The 17,177-nt window shown below is 34.9% G+C and carries 15 protein-coding genes; 11 read left to right on the top strand and 4 right to left on the bottom strand.

The window, feature by feature from the left end; translation table 11 throughout:
- The first annotated feature begins 187 nt into the window (after nucleotides 1-187).
- The 3 genes from MHI39_RS18035 (at nucleotide 188) to MHI39_RS18025 (ending at nucleotide 3,048) form a co-directional block, all read left to right on the top strand.
- A complete protein-coding gene (locus tag MHI39_RS18035) occupies nucleotides 188-934 on the top strand; it encodes an ABC transporter ATP-binding protein (protein WP_058004745.1) in 747 nt (248 codons plus the stop codon).
- A complete protein-coding gene (locus MHI39_RS18030; RefSeq protein ID WP_278891552.1) occupies nucleotides 921-2,153 on the top strand; it encodes an ABC transporter permease in 1,233 nt (410 codons plus the stop codon). The genes MHI39_RS18035 and MHI39_RS18030 overlap by 14 nt, the downstream gene beginning before the upstream one ends.
- A gap of 148 nt (nucleotides 2,154-2,301) precedes the next feature.
- On the top strand, nucleotides 2,302-3,048 hold the full coding sequence (locus MHI39_RS18025) for an EcsC family protein (RefSeq protein WP_278891553.1): 747 nt from the start codon (nucleotides 2,302-2,304) through the stop codon (nucleotides 3,046-3,048).
- Nucleotides 3,049-3,060: 12 nt separating this feature from the next.
- Here MHI39_RS18025 and MHI39_RS18020 read toward each other — a convergent pair whose 3' ends face one another.
- Nucleotides 3,061-4,266 (bottom strand): M20 family metallopeptidase, encoded by a 1,206-nt coding sequence (locus MHI39_RS18020; RefSeq protein ID WP_342539875.1) that lies wholly within the window; start codon nucleotides 4,264-4,266, stop codon nucleotides 3,061-3,063.
- 184 nt (nucleotides 4,267-4,450) lie between these two features.
- Complete coding sequence (locus MHI39_RS18015; RefSeq protein WP_278891555.1) at nucleotides 4,451-5,845, bottom strand: hypothetical protein; 1,395 nt, start codon at nucleotides 5,843-5,845, stop codon at nucleotides 4,451-4,453.
- A 225-nt stretch (nucleotides 5,846-6,070) separates the two neighbouring features.
- On the opposite strand from MHI39_RS18015, the gene liaF reads away from it, so the two are divergent.
- Genes liaF through MHI39_RS18000 form a run of 3 tightly spaced genes read left to right on the top strand, consistent with a single transcriptional unit; the run spans nucleotide 6,071 to nucleotide 8,575 of the window.
- The gene (liaF, locus tag MHI39_RS18010; protein ID WP_342539874.1) at nucleotides 6,071-6,856 is read left to right on the top strand and encodes a cell wall-active antibiotics response protein LiaF; all 786 of its coding nucleotides are present in this window, start codon (nucleotides 6,071-6,073) and stop codon (nucleotides 6,854-6,856) included.
- Between the two features lie 18 nt (nucleotides 6,857-6,874).
- A complete protein-coding gene (locus tag MHI39_RS18005; protein ID WP_342541460.1) occupies nucleotides 6,875-7,900 on the top strand; it encodes a sensor histidine kinase in 1,026 nt (341 codons plus the stop codon).
- A 33-nt stretch (nucleotides 7,901-7,933) separates the two neighbouring features.
- The gene (locus MHI39_RS18000; RefSeq protein ID WP_058004752.1) at nucleotides 7,934-8,575 is read left to right on the top strand and encodes a response regulator transcription factor; all 642 of its coding nucleotides are present in this window, start codon (nucleotides 7,934-7,936) and stop codon (nucleotides 8,573-8,575) included.
- 12 nt (nucleotides 8,576-8,587) lie between these two features.
- On the opposite strand, the gene MHI39_RS17995 is transcribed toward MHI39_RS18000, so the two are convergent.
- On the bottom strand, nucleotides 8,588-9,112 hold the full coding sequence (locus tag MHI39_RS17995) for an antibiotic biosynthesis monooxygenase (protein ID WP_278891557.1): 525 nt from the start codon (nucleotides 9,110-9,112) through the stop codon (nucleotides 8,588-8,590).
- Nucleotides 9,113-9,515: 403 nt separating this feature from the next.
- On the opposite strand from MHI39_RS17995, the gene hemE reads away from it, so the two are divergent.
- The 5 genes from hemE to MHI39_RS17970 all read left to right on the top strand — a co-directional run bounded on the left by hemE (nucleotide 9,516) and on the right by MHI39_RS17970 (nucleotide 16,429).
- Entirely contained in the window at nucleotides 9,516-10,562 is a 1,047-nt protein-coding gene (gene hemE, locus MHI39_RS17990) for a uroporphyrinogen decarboxylase (RefSeq protein ID WP_058004754.1), read from the top strand.
- A 16-nt stretch (nucleotides 10,563-10,578) separates the two neighbouring features.
- Nucleotides 10,579-11,505, top strand: coding sequence for a ferrochelatase (gene hemH, locus MHI39_RS17985; protein ID WP_216384537.1), 927 nt, complete (start codon nucleotides 10,579-10,581; stop codon nucleotides 11,503-11,505).
- Between the two features lie 193 nt (nucleotides 11,506-11,698).
- A complete protein-coding gene (gene hemY, locus MHI39_RS17980; protein WP_071976831.1) occupies nucleotides 11,699-13,099 on the top strand; it encodes a protoporphyrinogen oxidase in 1,401 nt (466 codons plus the stop codon).
- A 310-nt stretch (nucleotides 13,100-13,409) separates the two neighbouring features.
- The gene (locus tag MHI39_RS17975) at nucleotides 13,410-13,985 is read left to right on the top strand and encodes a TetR/AcrR family transcriptional regulator (RefSeq protein ID WP_342539873.1); all 576 of its coding nucleotides are present in this window, start codon (nucleotides 13,410-13,412) and stop codon (nucleotides 13,983-13,985) included.
- A 68-nt stretch (nucleotides 13,986-14,053) separates the two neighbouring features.
- Nucleotides 14,054-16,429 carry a YhgE/Pip domain-containing protein gene (locus MHI39_RS17970; protein ID WP_058004758.1) on the top strand — a complete coding sequence of 792 codons (2,376 nt, stop codon included), beginning with the start codon at nucleotides 14,054-14,056 and terminating at the stop codon, nucleotides 16,427-16,429.
- Between the two features lie 104 nt (nucleotides 16,430-16,533).
- On the opposite strand, the gene MHI39_RS17965 is transcribed toward MHI39_RS17970, so the two are convergent.
- Complete coding sequence (locus MHI39_RS17965; RefSeq protein ID WP_058004759.1) at nucleotides 16,534-17,109, bottom strand: SCO family protein; 576 nt, start codon at nucleotides 17,107-17,109, stop codon at nucleotides 16,534-16,536.
- Nucleotides 17,110-17,177: the final 68 nt, after the last annotated feature.

The raw sequence follows: 17,177 nt of genomic DNA, 5'->3' as shown, positions 1-17,177 counted from the left end.
GCCATACCCATTTGACCATCTTTATCGCTTTTAAAACGGTTTCGGCCTTTAATAACCACCCCGATTTTATTTGCGTTTGTTAACCCCTTCGCTTAATATCATGTACAATATAGAAGAAAGTATACTGATAAAGATTAATTTTTTAAAAAAATAATTGTAGAGATATAAAAGAAAGGACGTCTAAATCATGTCGCTATTAAAAGTAGAAAATCTTACAGGAGGTTATACTAAAAAGCCTGTTTTAAATGATGTTTCCTTTACGATTGAAGAAAAGCAGATGATCGGATTGATTGGCTTAAATGGTGCTGGGAAAAGTACAACGATTAAGCATATTATCGGTTTGATGGAACCTAAAAAAGGAAATATCCAAATCAATGATCGTAATCTTCAAAAGGATCCAGATGAATATCGGAAGCAATTTGCCTATATACCTGAGTCACCAATATTGTATGACGAATTGACGCTAGATGAACATTTAAAATTAACAGCTATGGCCTATGGAATTAATGATGAAACGTATCATTCTCGAATTCAACCTTTATTAAAAGAATTCCGCTTAGATAAGAAATTGGGTTGGTTCCCTGCTCATTTTTCAAAAGGGATGAAGCAAAAGGTAATGATTATGTCTGCCTTTTTAGTGGAGCCTGAGCTTTATATTATTGATGAACCGTTTGTTGGCTTGGATCCACTGGGAATCCAATCTTTATTAGATTTGATGAACAAAATGAAAGATAGTGGTGCGGGAATATTAATCTCAACCCATATTCTTGCAACGGCGGAACGCTATTGTGATGGCTTTGTGATATTGCACAATGGACAAGTTAGAGCGAAAGGGACATTACAAGAACTACAGAATGAATTCAATATGCCAAATGCAACTTTAGATGATATTTATATTCAATTAACAAAGGAAGAGACAAATGAAACAGATTGAGAATTTGTGGAAGGAACGTGTTCAATTACATACAGTTGAATTAAGAAAATATCTTAAATATATTTTTAATGATCATCTACTATTTGTTGCAATTTTTGCTCTTGGAGCAGGCGCATTTTATTATAATGGCTGGGTAAAAACTTTAGATGAAAGTTTTCCTGTCGCTTGGGTGATGGGAATTATTTTGGGTCTATTTCTCACAATGAGCCCGATATACACATTTTTAAAAGAAGCAGATAAGGTTTATTTATTACCAATCGAAATGAAATTGAAATTTTATTTCCGCAAAGCCATACATGTAAGCTTTATGCTACAGTCATATATTTTATTAATGATTTTGGCAGCTTGTATGCCAATGTATGCTAAAGTAACTGGAAATGGGTTCAAATCCTTTTTTTTAATCCTTTTGATCCTTCTCATAGTAAAGCTTTGGAATCTTTATTTGCAGTGGGATGTCTTGAAAATTCAAGATTATAGAATATCTTATATTGATTGGCTTGTCCGATTTGTAGTGAATTGCAGCTTTATTTATTTTATTATCGAGCGTTCAGCACCATGGATTTATGGTCTTTATATTCTTTTCTTTTTAGGCTTGTATTTTATTTACCATCAAGCTACAAAAGAAAAAACATTAAAGTGGGATACTTTAATTAATAAAGAAGAAAAACGGATGAGCGCGTTTTATCGCTTTGCAAATTTATTCACAGATGTTCCAAAGTTGAGAGGACAAGTGAAAAGAAGAAAATGGTTAGATCCATTATTGAAATTTGTTCAGTATGATCAAAAGAATACTTATTCTTATCTTTTTATTCGCACATTTATGCGTACGAGTGAATATTTTGGTCTATTTATTCGATTGCTTCTAATTGGGGGATTTCTTCTTTATTTTAGTGATCAATTTTATTTAGTGCTAGGGATATCTATCATCTTCATTTATTTAACAGGATTTCAGCTGATCCCTATGATTCGATTCCACGAATTAAAAATTTGGCAGTTTCTGTATCCTGTCCAAAGATCATTTAAAGAAAAATCATTCATCAAGTTGCTTCATGTTATTTTACTCGTACAATCAGTTATATTTGGAGTCATTGTACTGATTAGTAATAAATGGGAAAATGGTTTAATTGTTTTAATCGTAAATATTGTATTTTCCATAGGATTTGTAAAATGGTTTGTTCCTTCTAGAATTAAAAAAATAAATAAAGGCACGATTTTTTGAAACTTCATTTCTTTTTTTACGTAAGTATGAGTAAAGCTCTATTTTTTCCAAAAGAGCACTGAAATCATTGTAATTATCCTTAGCCTATGTTTCCGAATGGGATCTATGTGAAATGGTCTTCAATAGAAAATAATAAGGAGCATCTTGGATGAATAGTGAACAACGAATGAAGAGTGAAGTTGAGATATGGAAACGGAAAATGATGAAAAAATCTGGAATGATGAACCGTATAACCAAAAAAGCACAAGATAAGATCAATGGTTTAATTCCAGAAAAAGCTCATAAAGTAATCACGGAAAGTATAAAAAAAATGGTGCAAGCTACACTGTTTGGTTCTGAATATTTAACAAAGCCAAAAGAGACGTATAACTTATCACTAGAGGAAAAAGAAACACTGATCAAGGACAGTTTAAATAAGTTCCGAAAAACAGCTGTAGTTGAAGGTGCTGGTACAGGTGCAGGTGGACTATTATTAGGCCTTGCAGATTTTCCTCTTCTTTTATCCATTAAAATGAAGTTTTTATTTGAAGTAGCTTCTATTCATGGCTATGATGTTAAAGCGTATGAAGAACGTTTATTTATCTTATATGTATTTCAGCTTGCATTTTCAAGTGATGAGCATAAAAAGAATGTATTAGAAACGATTAGTCATTGGGATGAGGTCAAGGGTGAATTAGTTGACGTTGATTGGCAAGTTCTCCAACAGGAATATCGGGATTACATCGATTTCGTAAAGATGCTTCAGCTAGTTCCCGGAATCGGAGCCATTGTTGGTGCATATGCAAATTATAATTTACTAGATCAATTAGGCGAAACAGCTATAAATGCTTATAGGATTCGCGCGTTCAATCGAAAGGAAATAACAGAGGAGATCCCACTTGATAGTGATAAGTAGGATCTCCTTTTTTTACATTTTCGCGATACCTTCCATTGCAGAAACAGTATGATATTCGATTGCTGCTGTCCCCAGTGTTTTGGCTGCAATGAGCATTGACTTCTCATTAATATTAAATTTAGGATGATGATGTGGATAAGGAGTTTCAACATTTTCAGGCTTTGCTCCAGTGAAAAAGAAGGTTCCTTTTACATGTTGTAAGTAATAAGCAAAATCTTCTCCTCCCATTTCCGGTGCTGCCAATGCCACTTCGGTAATATCGGTGACCTTCTCAGCACATGTAACAAGGAAATCTGTTTCAGATTCATGATTTACGACAGCTGGATAACCGCGATGGTATTCATAGCTAAACTCACAACCTGCAGCTAAACAGGTCCCCTTAACAATTCGCTCAATCTCCTCTTCAATAAAGTCTCGCACATCTTCATTAAAAGTTCGAACCGTACCGGATAATTTCGCTGAATCTGCAATAACGTTAAAAGCATTTTCGGCTACGAAAGAGGCGACTGTTACAACTGCGGAATGAATAGGATCAACTCGTCGACTAACAATTTGCTGGAGATTCATCACTAGCTGTGAGCCAATAACAATTGCATCTTTCGTTTTATGTGGTTGGGCACCATGACCGCCATAGCCCTGTATGGTGATTTCAAACCGATCTGCGGCTGCCATTATCGGTCCTTTACGATATGAAACCGTCCCATATTCTAATGGTGACCAAAGATGAGTTCCAAAAATAACATCGACACCTTCAAGACAACCATCTTTTATCATAGAAATAGCTCCACCCGGTGCATATTCCTCTGCATGTTGATGAATCATTACGTATTCTCCAGGTAATTCATCCTTCATTTCATTTAATATTCTTGCAAGAACAAGTAAGGTAGCCGTATGTCCATCATGTCCACAGGCATGCATTACTCCTGGTACCTTGGATTGATAAGGTACATTGGTTTCTTCATGGATAGGAAGAGCATCAAAATCCGCACGTATTGCTACTGTTTTACCTGGTAAACTACCTTTTATACGTGCAACGACTCCATTTCCACCTACATTTTCTTTTACCTCTACACCTATTTTTCTATAATAATCTCCAATATATTTTGCAGTTTGAACTTCTTGAAAGGATAACTCTGGATGTTGGTGCAAGTACCGTCTAATAGAAACCATTTCATCATATGCTTCTTCTAGTTTTAAATAAAGGTCTTGGATTGTCATAGATTAATCAGCTCTCCTTTTTTAATAATTTATAATCTTAGAATAATTATAACATTTTTTGAAAGAGAGGGTATTGTTTAGGCACTTGATGAAAATTTTGTTCTTCTTCGATAAAATTTTTCTCAAAATAGATTGATGAGTAGGATATACAGTATAGAGCCTTCGTTGTTTATATTGAACAGGATTATAGTAGGAACATGGCGAGAATGATAGTGACAACGATTCCGATTATTACTGGGATTAAGTTCCTTCTCGCAAGTTCAAATGGATCTACTCCACAAATAGCAGCTGCTGGAATTAATGCCCATGGAATGATGGTACCTCCACCAACCCATATTGCCATAATTTGCCCCAACGATGTTAAGGTTGCTGCTCCGGTTTCTGAACCATGAGAAAATAAATTAGCTACAGATCCAACAAGGGAAAGTCCAGAGAATCCCGAACCATCTAATCCAGTGATAATCCCTACTCCAGATACGGTAACAGCACCAATTTCATTGGTTAATGGAACTAGATTAGCTAGTGCAACCCCCAAGTCATTAACGATACCTTGTGAGGTTTTTGGTAGAAAATTACCAATCATTCCTTGGAAATCATCGCCACCTAAATAAAAAAATGCGGCTATAGGGATGACTGGACCAAATACCTTAAACCCAAATTGCAATCCTTCAATTAAGTATTTAGTAGTTTCCTCTAATGCTTTTTGTTTGTGTCCTGCTAAGGAAATAAGTAAAAGAATAAATATCGCTGTTCCACCAACTAAAGCAGTTGCATCCCCGCCTTGAAGGTTGAAATAGATCATTGCAACGATATCGAGAACAAAAAGAATTGGAATAATGATCGCGAAAGTTTTTTTAGAAAATGAAGATAAGAGTTCTTCATTTTTTTGAACAGAAGACTTTTCATTCATTATGGATTTAGAAGGTTTGAGGGATCCTCTTTTTATATCACGTTTTAATAAGAGAAATGCAGAGATAGTTGTCACTACGCCCATTGTAATGACTAATGGAATGCTCGCATGAATGACATCTGTCAATGGTATTCCGGCCCCATCTGCAGCTAATTTAGGAGCTCCTTGAATAATGTAATCTCCTGATAACGCGACTCCGTGTCCAAATAGATTCATAGCTACCGCAACGCCAATGGCAGGTAAACCTACTCTAAGAGCAACAGGGAGAAGAACAGCACCCATTAGAGCGACAGCTGGAGATGGCCAGAAGAATAATGAGATAACCATCATTAATAGACCGATCGTCCAGTAGGCAAGGGTGGGGGTTTTAATCAACTTAGCAAATGGGGAAATCATCACATCGTTTATGCCTGTTTCAAGTAAGCTTTTACTCATTGATACGATGATTGAAATAATGAGAATGATAGATAAAAGCTGGGTTATAGCATAAATAAAACTATTGAAGACACTGCTTATTGATGTGGTAAGTGATCCAGTAGCAGTTAAAGCAATGAAGAAGATTCCTAGTATACAGATGATGGTTGTATCTCGTTTAAATACCATGAAAAGGATTATAAGGGCAATAAATACGATATAGATCCAATGAATAAGGGTTAAGTCAACAGCCATAATATCATCCTCCTACAATTTAGGCGATCACCTATTTTAATAAAATATGTAACAACGAAAAATGAGTGAAAGATAAAAGGAAAAAAATCAGTCTCAAGACGGAGGAGGAGTCAAGCGGCTGCACCTTTTTATAAAAAGATTAGAAAAGTATAATTTTCATATGAAATGAAGGGAAAATACGTATTTTTCTCGAATTACTACTATGGAAATATAATAAGGCGGGGAATGGACATGTTATTTGCGGTTGTTTTACTTGTTGTAGGAATTGCTCTTCTTTTGATGAATATTGGTGTCATTTCCTTGGAAATAAAAGAGTTTTTTGTCATGTTCTTTCCGATATTATTTATTATTATCGGAATGATGTACTTATTTAAAAGTATTCGTAATCGATCATCAAGTTCCTTTTTTTTAAGCTTGTTTTGGCTGCCATATGGAGTTTTGCTGATTCTAGGCCAGCAAAAAATGATTTCGTTTTCTTATGGTGATTGGTGGAAGCTTTGGCCTATCCTTCTTATATATTTAGCGATGGATAAGCTTTTATTTAAAGGAAGGAAAAGGATGACTGTGAAATATGAATCAGATGACCATAATGTGCGTGTTTATAATATCGATTTGAAGAACATCGAAAAGAACATCGGAAAAAACATCAAAAAAAATTTTTCAACATCAGATGTCCATTTTAATGAGCAGAATTGGCCATTAAAGCCTATGGATATCCATACGACAATTGGCGATTTTTACTTTGATTTTAGTAAGGCGTTTATACCTGAAGAAGAGACAAAGGTGAAAATTAAAAGTAGGATTGGCGATGTGAAAATGTTAATTCCTGAGGAAATTCCTATTAAAATCGAGGCTAAAACAAAAGTAGGGGATATTCGTTTGTTTGATATTGATTCTTCCGAAACCAAGCAGAATATTTATTTCGAATCTCCAAATTATGAGGAAGAAGAGAAAAAAATTGATATTACCATCGAAATTGGGATTGGCTCGATACGGATTGATAGGGTATAGAAAGGAAGGCAAACTTTGATGAAAGTACAAAGTATTCGATTTCGTTTTATCAGGAATTTTCTGATAATGGCTTTGATGGGCGGATTAATTTACTTCGTTTTTCTGCAGTTTTTTTTGTTTAAGTATGGGGATCAAGTATTAAATACAAAAAATATTTTAGTGTTAACATTTTTTTTATTAATCGTATATTTTATATTAAGTATTTATTTTGGTTACCGAAATGGGCGGGTTATTTCTAAAAGATTAGACGAAGTTCTTTCCTTTGTATCTATATTACGGAGCGGGAAATACTCTGCAAGAGCCATAGAAATAGAAAAGGATGAAATAGGATTAATTTTTGAGGAAATGAATCAATTAGCTATGTTTCTTCAAGATCAAGTACGATCATTGCAGAGATTGGCTGATGAGAAAACAGAATTAGCAAACCAAGCTCACCATGCAGCTGTTATTGAAGAACGCCAAAGACTAGCGAGGGATCTCCATGATTCGGTTAGTCAACAGCTGTTCGCATTAGGAATGATATCGTCAGCGGCATTAAGAACCGTACAAAGTGATCCTAACCAAACAAAGAGCATGCTCGAACAGATCGCTAATATCTCGGCAAAAGCCCAAGGAGAAATGCGTGCATTATTATTACATTTAAGACCGATAGATTTAAAAGGCGATACCCTCAATGAGGGGTTAAACAAACTAATTGATGAGCTAAAAGAAAAGACTAACTTGGATATTGAATGTCAACTTGAACATTTTGATACTCCTTCAAAAGCAATCGAAGATCATATCTTTCGAATTGTTCAAGAAGCTCTTTCGAATATACTTCGTCATTCACAAGCAACGAAGGTAAGAATTACATTAGAAACCATTAAAGACCAAATCCACTTATACATAAGTGATAATGGAAAAGGGTTTAAAGTAGAAAGAAATTTAATGACATCCTACGGTTTACAAACAATGAGAGAACGATGTGAAGAACTAGGCGGGGTTTTCCAAATTCGTTCAATGGAAGAAGAAGGGACATATATAAATATAAGGATTCCACTATAGATAATGTCAGGGATAGAAGAAAGGGAGAATACGATGGATAGAGTAAAGGTTATGATTGTTGATGACCATGAAATGGTAAGGCTCGGGATTCGCTCGTATTTATTGACAGAGGAAAAAATAGATCTTGTTGCTGAAGCCGGTTCAGGTAAGGAAGCAGTTCAATTGGCAAAAGAAAATCAACCACATGTCATATTAATGGATTTGTTAATGGAAAATGGAACGGGCATAGATGCCACGAAGGAGATTATGCAATTTCTACCTAATTGTAAAATCATTATCTTGACGAGTTACTATGATGATGAGCAAGTTTTCCCAGCTATAGAAGCAGGAGTTCATAGTTATATATTGAAAACATCGAGGGCAGAGGAGGTAACTGAGGCTATTTATAAGGCGGTTAGGGGAGAATCGGTGATTGAACCAAAGGTAGCGAATAAAATGATGAATCGCTTTAGGCCACAAGAGAAAAAACCGCATGAAGATTTAACAGAAAGAGAAATAGATGTTTTAAAATGTTTAGGAGAAGGAATGACGAATCAAGAAATTAGTGAGTATTTATTTATAGGTGTCAAAACAGTGAAAACACATGTCAGTAATATTTTAGGAAAGCTGGGTGTATCTGATCGAACCCAGGCAGCCATTTATGCTAATAGGCAAAATATTACTTTAGCTAAATAGCAATGCCCCACTTTATTGTGGGGCATTGCTATTTTCTTTTGATGGAATGGTGTATTCCGTTTCATACGCTCCACCATTAAAAAGTTGATTACTGGATAGGGGGTTTTCAGTTGGGAAACTGTCGATAATGGTTTGATAGCCATTCGATCCCTTCCAGTGTTTGAAGTAGGACTCGTCCGTCCATAATGTTAAAAGAATATACGTATCACCTTTTTTCGGCTTTAAAAAGCGATAAGCGATGAAACCAGGGGCGTCCTTTATAGATTGTATTTGTTTTGCAAAATTAAACTCAAATACAGGCTTTCCTTCATCACTTATGGGTATATTAAATAGATTCACCATTCCTTTATTTTCTAGTTCACCACTTTGACTAATGACTTCGTATTTTCTAGGAGAACCAAATACAGATTTTTTTTGCGTTTCATGAATTAAGACCGAAGTTTGTGTATTTTGCATTAATATCATGGTCTCCTGGGGATATTTATTCATGATTTTTTCTAAAAATTCATATGTCCCTGAAGTAATGTAAAAATTCATATAAACCACCTCTTTAATAGAAGATAAGATATTTAAGAATATTCTGCAAGTTTTCAATGAATACTAGCTATATTATATCTATTTATTTGTTGTTATTCGTTGAAAATTATTTTAAATGAATATTTTCTTCTATAATATATGTTCCACAATTAGGCTTTATCTAAACTTTGACGATTTTGAGGCAAGAAAAAGGGAGAATTTATGACATTTCGAGTATCAAACTATACTTTAATGATGAAAAAGTCTATAGTGAAATCAGAATTGCTGGGACAGTGGACCTGACCCTCTTGTCCCGCAAGTAATAGAGAAGACAAATCATAAATTTTTTCTTTTAAAATCTTTTATTATACAATAATTAGGTGAAAAACAAGGGAAAATGAGTTGAAAGGTGGACATAAAATATATGAGTAAAATGACCAATGATACCCTTTTGAGAGCTGCAAGAGGGGAAGAGACTGGCCACGTTCCAGTATGGTTTATGCGCCAAGCCGGGCGATCCCAACCGGAATATCGTGCATTAAAGGAAAAATATTCTCTTTTTGAGATTACTCATCAACCAGAACTATGTGCATATGTTACACGATTACCAGTGGAACAATATGATGTTGATGCAGCCATACTATATAAAGATATTATGTCACCACTTCCGGCAATTGGAGTGGATGTTGAAATTCAATCTGGAATCGGTCCAGTTATAAATAATCCGATTCAATCCTTAGCAGATGTGGAGAAACTTGGGGAAATCACTCCTGAAGAAGATGTTCCATATGTTTTGGATACAATAAAACTACTAACACAAGAGCAGTTAACTGTTCCGTTAATTGGCTTTGCAGGTGCTCCGTTTACTGTCTCTAGCTATATGATCGAAGGAAGACCTTCTAAGGACTATAAAAAAACGAAAGCATTTATGTATTCTGAGCCTAAGGCATGGTTTGCATTAATGGATAAGCTTGCAAATATGACAGTTACATACTTAAAAGCTCAGATTAAAGCAGGAGCAAGTGCCATTCAAATATTTGATTCTTGGGTCGGTGCTTTAAATGTAGAGGACTACCGTTACTATATCAAGCCAGTGATGGAAAAAATCTTCTCTGAACTTAGAAACGAAAATGTTCCTATGATTATGTTCGGTGTTGGAGCTAGTCATTTAGCAAATGAGTGGCATGATTTACCATTAGATGTTGTTGGTTTAGATTGGAGACTTCCGATCCGTGAAGCAAGACAAAAGGGGATAACGAAATCTGTTATGGGAAATCTAGACCCAGCTCTTTTACTTGCACCATGGGATGTCCTTCAAGAAAAAACAAAAGCGATTCTTGATCAAGGAATGGACAAGCCAGGATATATATTTAACTTAGGACATGGGGTATTTCCGCAAGTAGATCCAGATACCTTAAAACGTTTAACATCATTTATTCATGAATACAGTGCAACCAAATTACAAAAATAGAAAAGAGGTTTAACCAATGACAAAGAAGAAAATGGGACTTCTAGTCATGGCATATGGTACGCCATATAAGGAAGAAGATATTGAAAGATATTACACACATATTAGACATGGACGTAAACCATCGGAAGAAATGCTTGAAGATTTACGAAGCCGATATAAAGCAATTGGAGGTATTTCTCCACTAGCGAAAATTACTGAGGAACAAGCATATAAACTCCAAGATCACTTAAATGAAATTCAAAATGATGTGGAATTTAAAGCATATATTGGCTTAAAGCATATTGAACCTTTTATTGAGGATGCAGTTGAGCAAATGCATAAGGATGGTATCGAAGAAGCCATTTCGCTTGTACTTGCTCCACATTATTCAACATTTAGTGTGAAATCCTATAATTCACGTGCTAAAGAAACAGCTGAAAAATTAGGTGGACCAGTGATTAAATCAGTAGAAAGCTGGTATAAAGAACCGAAATTTATTGACTACTGGGTAGAAAAATTAAATGAAACTTATGCAAGTATGAGTGAAGAAGAACGGAATGCATCATGTTTAGTTGTATCTGCACATAGTCTACCAGAGAAAATTTTACAATTTGGAGATCCATATCCAGAGCAATTAAAAGAAACAGCTGATTTAATTGCCAGTAAAACGGGAATTACAGAGTATGCGATTGGATGGCAAAGTGCCGGGAATACTCCAGATCCTTGGCTAGGGCCAGATGTACAAGATTTAACTCGTGATTTATATCAGCAAAAAGGGTATAAGGCATTTGTTTATGTACCAGTAGGTTTTGTAGCGGAACATCTAGAGGTTCTATATGATAATGATTATGAATGCAAAGTAGTAACCGAGGAAGTTGGGGCAAGTTACTATCGCCCACCAATGCCTAATGCACAACCGAAGTTTATTGACGCTCTAGCATCAGTAGTGCTAGAAAAATTATAAATATTTAATAAAGACTGACCCATAGGCGTTTACAAATACCTATGGGTCAGTCTTGTAAAAAGGAAAAGGGAACAACGAAAATTTATACTTATAGATAAATAATATGAAATCAGCATAGCTTTGCTAATTCTGCATGATTCGTCCGGCTAAATTAATAGAGCCATAGAGATAAAGCCAAAGAAGGTGATCCACTGTGGGAAGCGAAAAGCAAAAAGTGGTTATTATCGGTGGTGGGATAACAGGTTTAACATCTGCTTATTACTTACAGGATATAATAAAGAAGGAACACTTGCCATTAGAAATAAAACTAATCGAAGCAAATAGAAGATTAGGGGGGAAAATTCAAACCCTTCGAAGAGATGGATATATGGTAGAAAAAGGCCCTGATTCTTTTTTAGCAAGAAAAACAAGTGCTGTCCAACTAGCAGAAAAAGTTGGCATAAAAAATGAACTAATTCGTAATACTACTAGAAATTCCTTTGTATTAGCTAAAAATAAACTCTTTTCCGTACCAGATGGAGCCGTGTTAGGTATTCCAACAAATATAAAGCCTTTCATATTTAGTGGTTTGTTTTCTGTAATGGGCAAATTACGAGCCTCCGCAGATTTAATTATTCCTCGTTCAAAGGTTCAGACTGATGTATCATTAGGGAGTTTCTTTCGTCGTAGATTTGGTGATGAAATGGTCGAAAATTTAATAGAACCATTATTATCTGGTATATATGCAGGTGATATTGACCAACTAAGCCTTCGGTCTACTTTTCCACAATTTTATGAAGCAGAGAGAAAACATCGCAGTTTAATGATAGGGACTAGAAAGGCATCAATAAATAGCGGAACAGAAGGATTTATTACGTTCAAGAATGGTTTAGAGTCACTAGTAACAGCATTGGAAAATAACCTAGATTCTAGTTCTATCTTAAAAGGTGTGCGTGTGGAAAGGATAGAAAAAGATAGAAATGAATTTTATATTGAATTAAATAATGGTGAACGTTTAAATGCTGTTAGTGTTATTGCTGCACTCCCACATTATTTATTACCTACTATTTTTTCCAAATATGAATTCTTTAGATTTTTAAGTAACATCCCAGCTACTTCGGTCGCTACTGTTTCTATGGCATTTTCTGAGCAGGCTGTTAAAAAACCGATTAATGGATCGGGCTTTGTAGTTTCAAGAAATAGCGACTACTCAATTAATGCATGTACATTAACCCATAAGAAGTGGCCTCATACTGCACCGAAAGGGAAGGTGTTGTTACGGAGTCACATAGGTAGGGTGGGAGATGAAACAGTTGTTGGTCTATCCGATACCGAAATTGAGCAAGTAGTATATGAAGATCTACAAAGATTATTAGAAATTACTGAAAAACCGGATTTTACGATTATTTCTAGATGGAATAAGGCTATGCCACAGTATACGATTGGCCATAAAGACAGAGTGGACCAATTGAATGAAAAAATATCTAGAAATCTATCTGGTTTGTTTATTGCAGGTAGCTCATTTAATGGGATAGGCATACCAGATTGTATTGATCAAGGCGAAAGAGCTGCAGGGGATGTTATACGTTATTTAAGATCTTTTTGTGAAAATTAGGCTCTTTTCTTAAACATTATTGCGATTTAGGTAAAGTTCTAACTAATAAATATAGGTTGGAGACCGTCCCCTCCCTTCAATCCAGCAGAGAAAAGAGCTACAAATTTCATAAAGAACCTTTGAATCTTTTTAAGGTGTAAAAGCAAGTAATAGGACTTTTATACATGCAACAAGCTATAAAAAACAGCTAAAAATAAAAAATGATAAAAAATTCTTGTTCAGAATTATGCTTTATGATATATTGGTTCTTGTAAACTTTTTGACTGTTTTCCTCATTTGGTCATTTATGAGGAACTAGAGGTGAAAATCATTGGCGATTGACCGTAAACAATTAATCATTGATGCAGCTACGAAATCATTTTCATTATTTGGCTACAAGGCTACGACGATGGATCAGGTTGCGAAGCTCGCAAATGTTGGCAAAGGAACAATCTATACCTTTTTTAAAAATAAGGAAAAGCTTTTTGATGAAATTGTAACAACTCTAATTATGGAAATGAAAGACTCAGCAGAAGAAATTTTAGATGAAAGTCTTTCTTTCTCAGAGAATCTTCATAATGTTCTTTTTAAGATATTAGAGTTTCGTAAAGAGCATCAATTAACGATTAAGCTTTTCCAAGAAGAAAGGGATATGGGTACTCCAGCAGTTTCAGAAGTGATTCAAAAAGTAGAAACGGTAACTTTAAATTATATTAAGGGGATCATTCAAGATGCAATAGACAAAGGTGATATCAAACAATGTGATCCAGAAGTTGCTGCCTTTATTATGCTAAAGTTATATATTTCTTTAATCTTCGATTGGGAAAAAAATCATGCTCCACTCGAAAAGGAAGAAATAGCAGATCTTTTTGAAATATATTTATTCCAGGGATTGTCAATTAGATAATCCTCATATTTTGGATTAAAATGACCAATTGAACAATTCAGTCAATTTAGTAGAAGGAGAGTAATAACATGAAAGGCTCATTATTTTTCGCTGAATTAAAGGGAATTGTTCGCCACCCAATGTCCTTAATTCAAATAGTCGCGATCATATTGGTTCCTATTCTTTATGCAGGGATGTTTATCTGGGCATTTTGGGATCCATATGGTCAATTAGAAAAATTGCCAGTTGCGGTTGTCAATCATGATCAAGGAGCCGCAATGGATGAAGAAAAACTAGAGATAGGGGACAAATTAGTAGAAAATCTAAAAGAGAAAAAAGATATGGATTTTCATTTTGTCAAAAAAGACGAAGCTTATAAGGGATTAAATGACCAAAAGTATTATATGGTGATTGAAATTCCTAAAGATTTCTCGAAAAATGCAACAACCTTACTCGACAAAAATCCAAAACATCTTCAATTGAAATATGTACAAAATCAGGGAGCAAACTATACGACATCAAAAATTGGTGAGTCAGCAATGACAAAAATCAAAGATGCTGTATCGAAAGAAGTTTCTGAAACATATTCGGAAGAAATGTTTAAAGCAATTAAGAAAATGGGTGACGGATTTACTACAGCGAGTGATGGTGCATCTGAATTAAATGATGGTGCAATTAAATTAGGTGACGGCTCAAAAGAAATCAAGGAAAATCTTGAGTTACTGGCTTCAAGTGCGATCGAGTTTAAGGATGGTGTAGTAACCGCACAAACAGGAGCTGGCGAACTGTCTAAAGGTTCTCATGATCTTGCTGATGGTTTAAATCAATTAAATGATGGTGGTCAGCAATTATATGATGCTTCAAAAGATATGCAAAGTGGTACAAATCAGCTTACTAATGGTATTCAACAGTCAAAACAAGCTTTGGGGCAATTAAATCAAGGAATGCCTGAATTAGTCAATGGAACCCAAAAAGTACAAGGTGGATTAGAACAATTTAAAACAGAGCTTCCACCAACCATCGCCAAAGCATTTTCATCACAATTAGCTTCAAGTGCAAAGAGCTTAAATGATGGGATGAACCAATTACAAACTCAATTAGAAACACAACTTTCATCTCAAATTTCTAATCAAGTAGTGCAACAGCAGAAAAAGCAAATGGAACAGCTATTCTCCTCACTTGAAGGAAAAGTGGATGAAAATGTGTTAACTCAATTGAAGGCTCAGATGACTGCTAATGCAGATTCACAAGCTAAAGAATTGGAAAACCAACTATCTTCAGGGATTCATCAAGGAATGGATCAAGGATTTAACGCATTTAAGTCTCAGGTTAATGAGCAAATGACAGGAAACCCTGATCAAATTGAACAACAAATTAAAAGTCAAACAGATCCTACATTTGATCAACTCATTACTGGTATTTCAACGATTAATGAAAATCAAGTAAAAGTACAGAATGGGATTGAACAACTGGCGAAAGGCTCAACACTGTTAAGTGATGGGGCTGCTAAGCTTCAAGCAGGTCAGAATCAATATATTGATAGTTTAGGTTTATTTACAAGTAAAATTGGTGATGCCGCTCAAGGAGCAAACAAAGTATCAGATGGTGCAAATTCATTGAATAGTGGCTTAGGTCAATTAGCTGATGGATCTGCTAAAATAGCAGATGGCACACATCAATTGGCAGACGGGTCAAAAGAATTACATGATGGTGCAAATAAGCTACAAGATGGTACGAAGGAAATGAAAGATAAATTAGCAGATGCATCCAAAGATGCAAATGAAGTACAAGGATCGAAGAAACAATATGATATGATGAGTGATCCTATTAATCTAAATAAAGAGGCAAAGAACAAAGTTCCTAACTATGGAACAGGTTTAACTCCTTATTTCTTATCTCTTGGATTATTTGTCGGTGGATTACTATTAACTGTTATTTATCAAGTTCGTGAACCAGCAACAGAGCCTAAAAACGGATTCTCATGGTTTTTGGGCAAATATGGAATTATGGCAGGCGTAGGGATCTTACAGTCGCTTATAGCTGTTTGGATTATTATTAGCTGGGTAGGCGTAGAGGTAACAAATATTCCGTTATTTATTGTGGCAGCAATCGTAACCAGTCTAACCTATATGGCGTTAATACAGTTTTTTGTTGCTACTCTTGATAATCCAGGACGTTATATTGCGATTATAATCTTAATTCTACAATTAACTTCAAGTGCTGGAACATTCCCACTAGAATTACTTCCAAAATTCCTACAAGGAGTACATCAAGCATTACCGATGACATACTCATTGCAGGCATTTAAAGATGTTGTTTCAAATGGAGATTATTCTAGCATGTGGCATAATTTAGGGGTTTTAGCTATTTATATGATTAGCTTCTTAGTATTGTCGCTTGGATATTTTATTATCAAATCGAAGAAAAACCATAAAAATTCAATGAATGAAGAAGTAACAGCATAAAAAAACGGGAGCATGTGAGGTGCATCTCAAAAGATAAGTTTTTACACTTTTACTTTTGGGATGTATCACAAAGTCTCCCGTTTTTATTTTTGTGCAATTTACAATTAGCGTAAAGCCTTTACGTCTTTTACAATTTCACTTAGTGGAAAACCATCCTGCGTAGAATAATCCTTGACTAATTCACCATCTTTATTCATTAAGAAAAATTTTGTATCATGAATAACCTGTGTGTCATTATCTGGTTTTTTCACCAATGCCTGAAAATTGTCTTTTGCAAATGACTCAATATCTTCTTGTGAATAACCAGTTAAGAGATGCCAAGTGGAAAAGTCGGCATTGAATTTCGCTGCATAATCCTTCATTGCCTGTGGTGTATCAATTTCAGGATCAACACTAAAGGAAACAAACTTCACATCGTCATATCCTTTATCTTTAATTTCCTTTTGTAGGTCACTCATATTTTTCGTCAATTGTGGACAAACTGTTGCACAACTTGTAAACATGAAATCTGCAACCCAGACACTTCCTTTTAGATCTTTAAGTCCAAACTTTTTATTGTCTTGATCTGTAAAGGTAAAGTCATTAAGTTTATCTCCGCTTTTTTTAACATTAGAACATGCACTAAGTAAAATTAATAGTATGGCAGTCATCAAAATAAATGATATTCGAAAACGTTTCAATCGGATCCCTCCAATTCTAGAAATTTTTTATTCTTTACCCATTATAAATGATATTGGTAGTAATATAA

It is taken from the genome of Heyndrickxia sp. FSL K6-6286 (assembly GCF_038630395.1).
GTDB lineage: Bacteria > Bacillota > Bacilli > Bacillales > Bacillaceae_C > Heyndrickxia > Heyndrickxia oleronia.
This window is presented reverse-complemented; position numbering and strand designations above follow the sequence as displayed.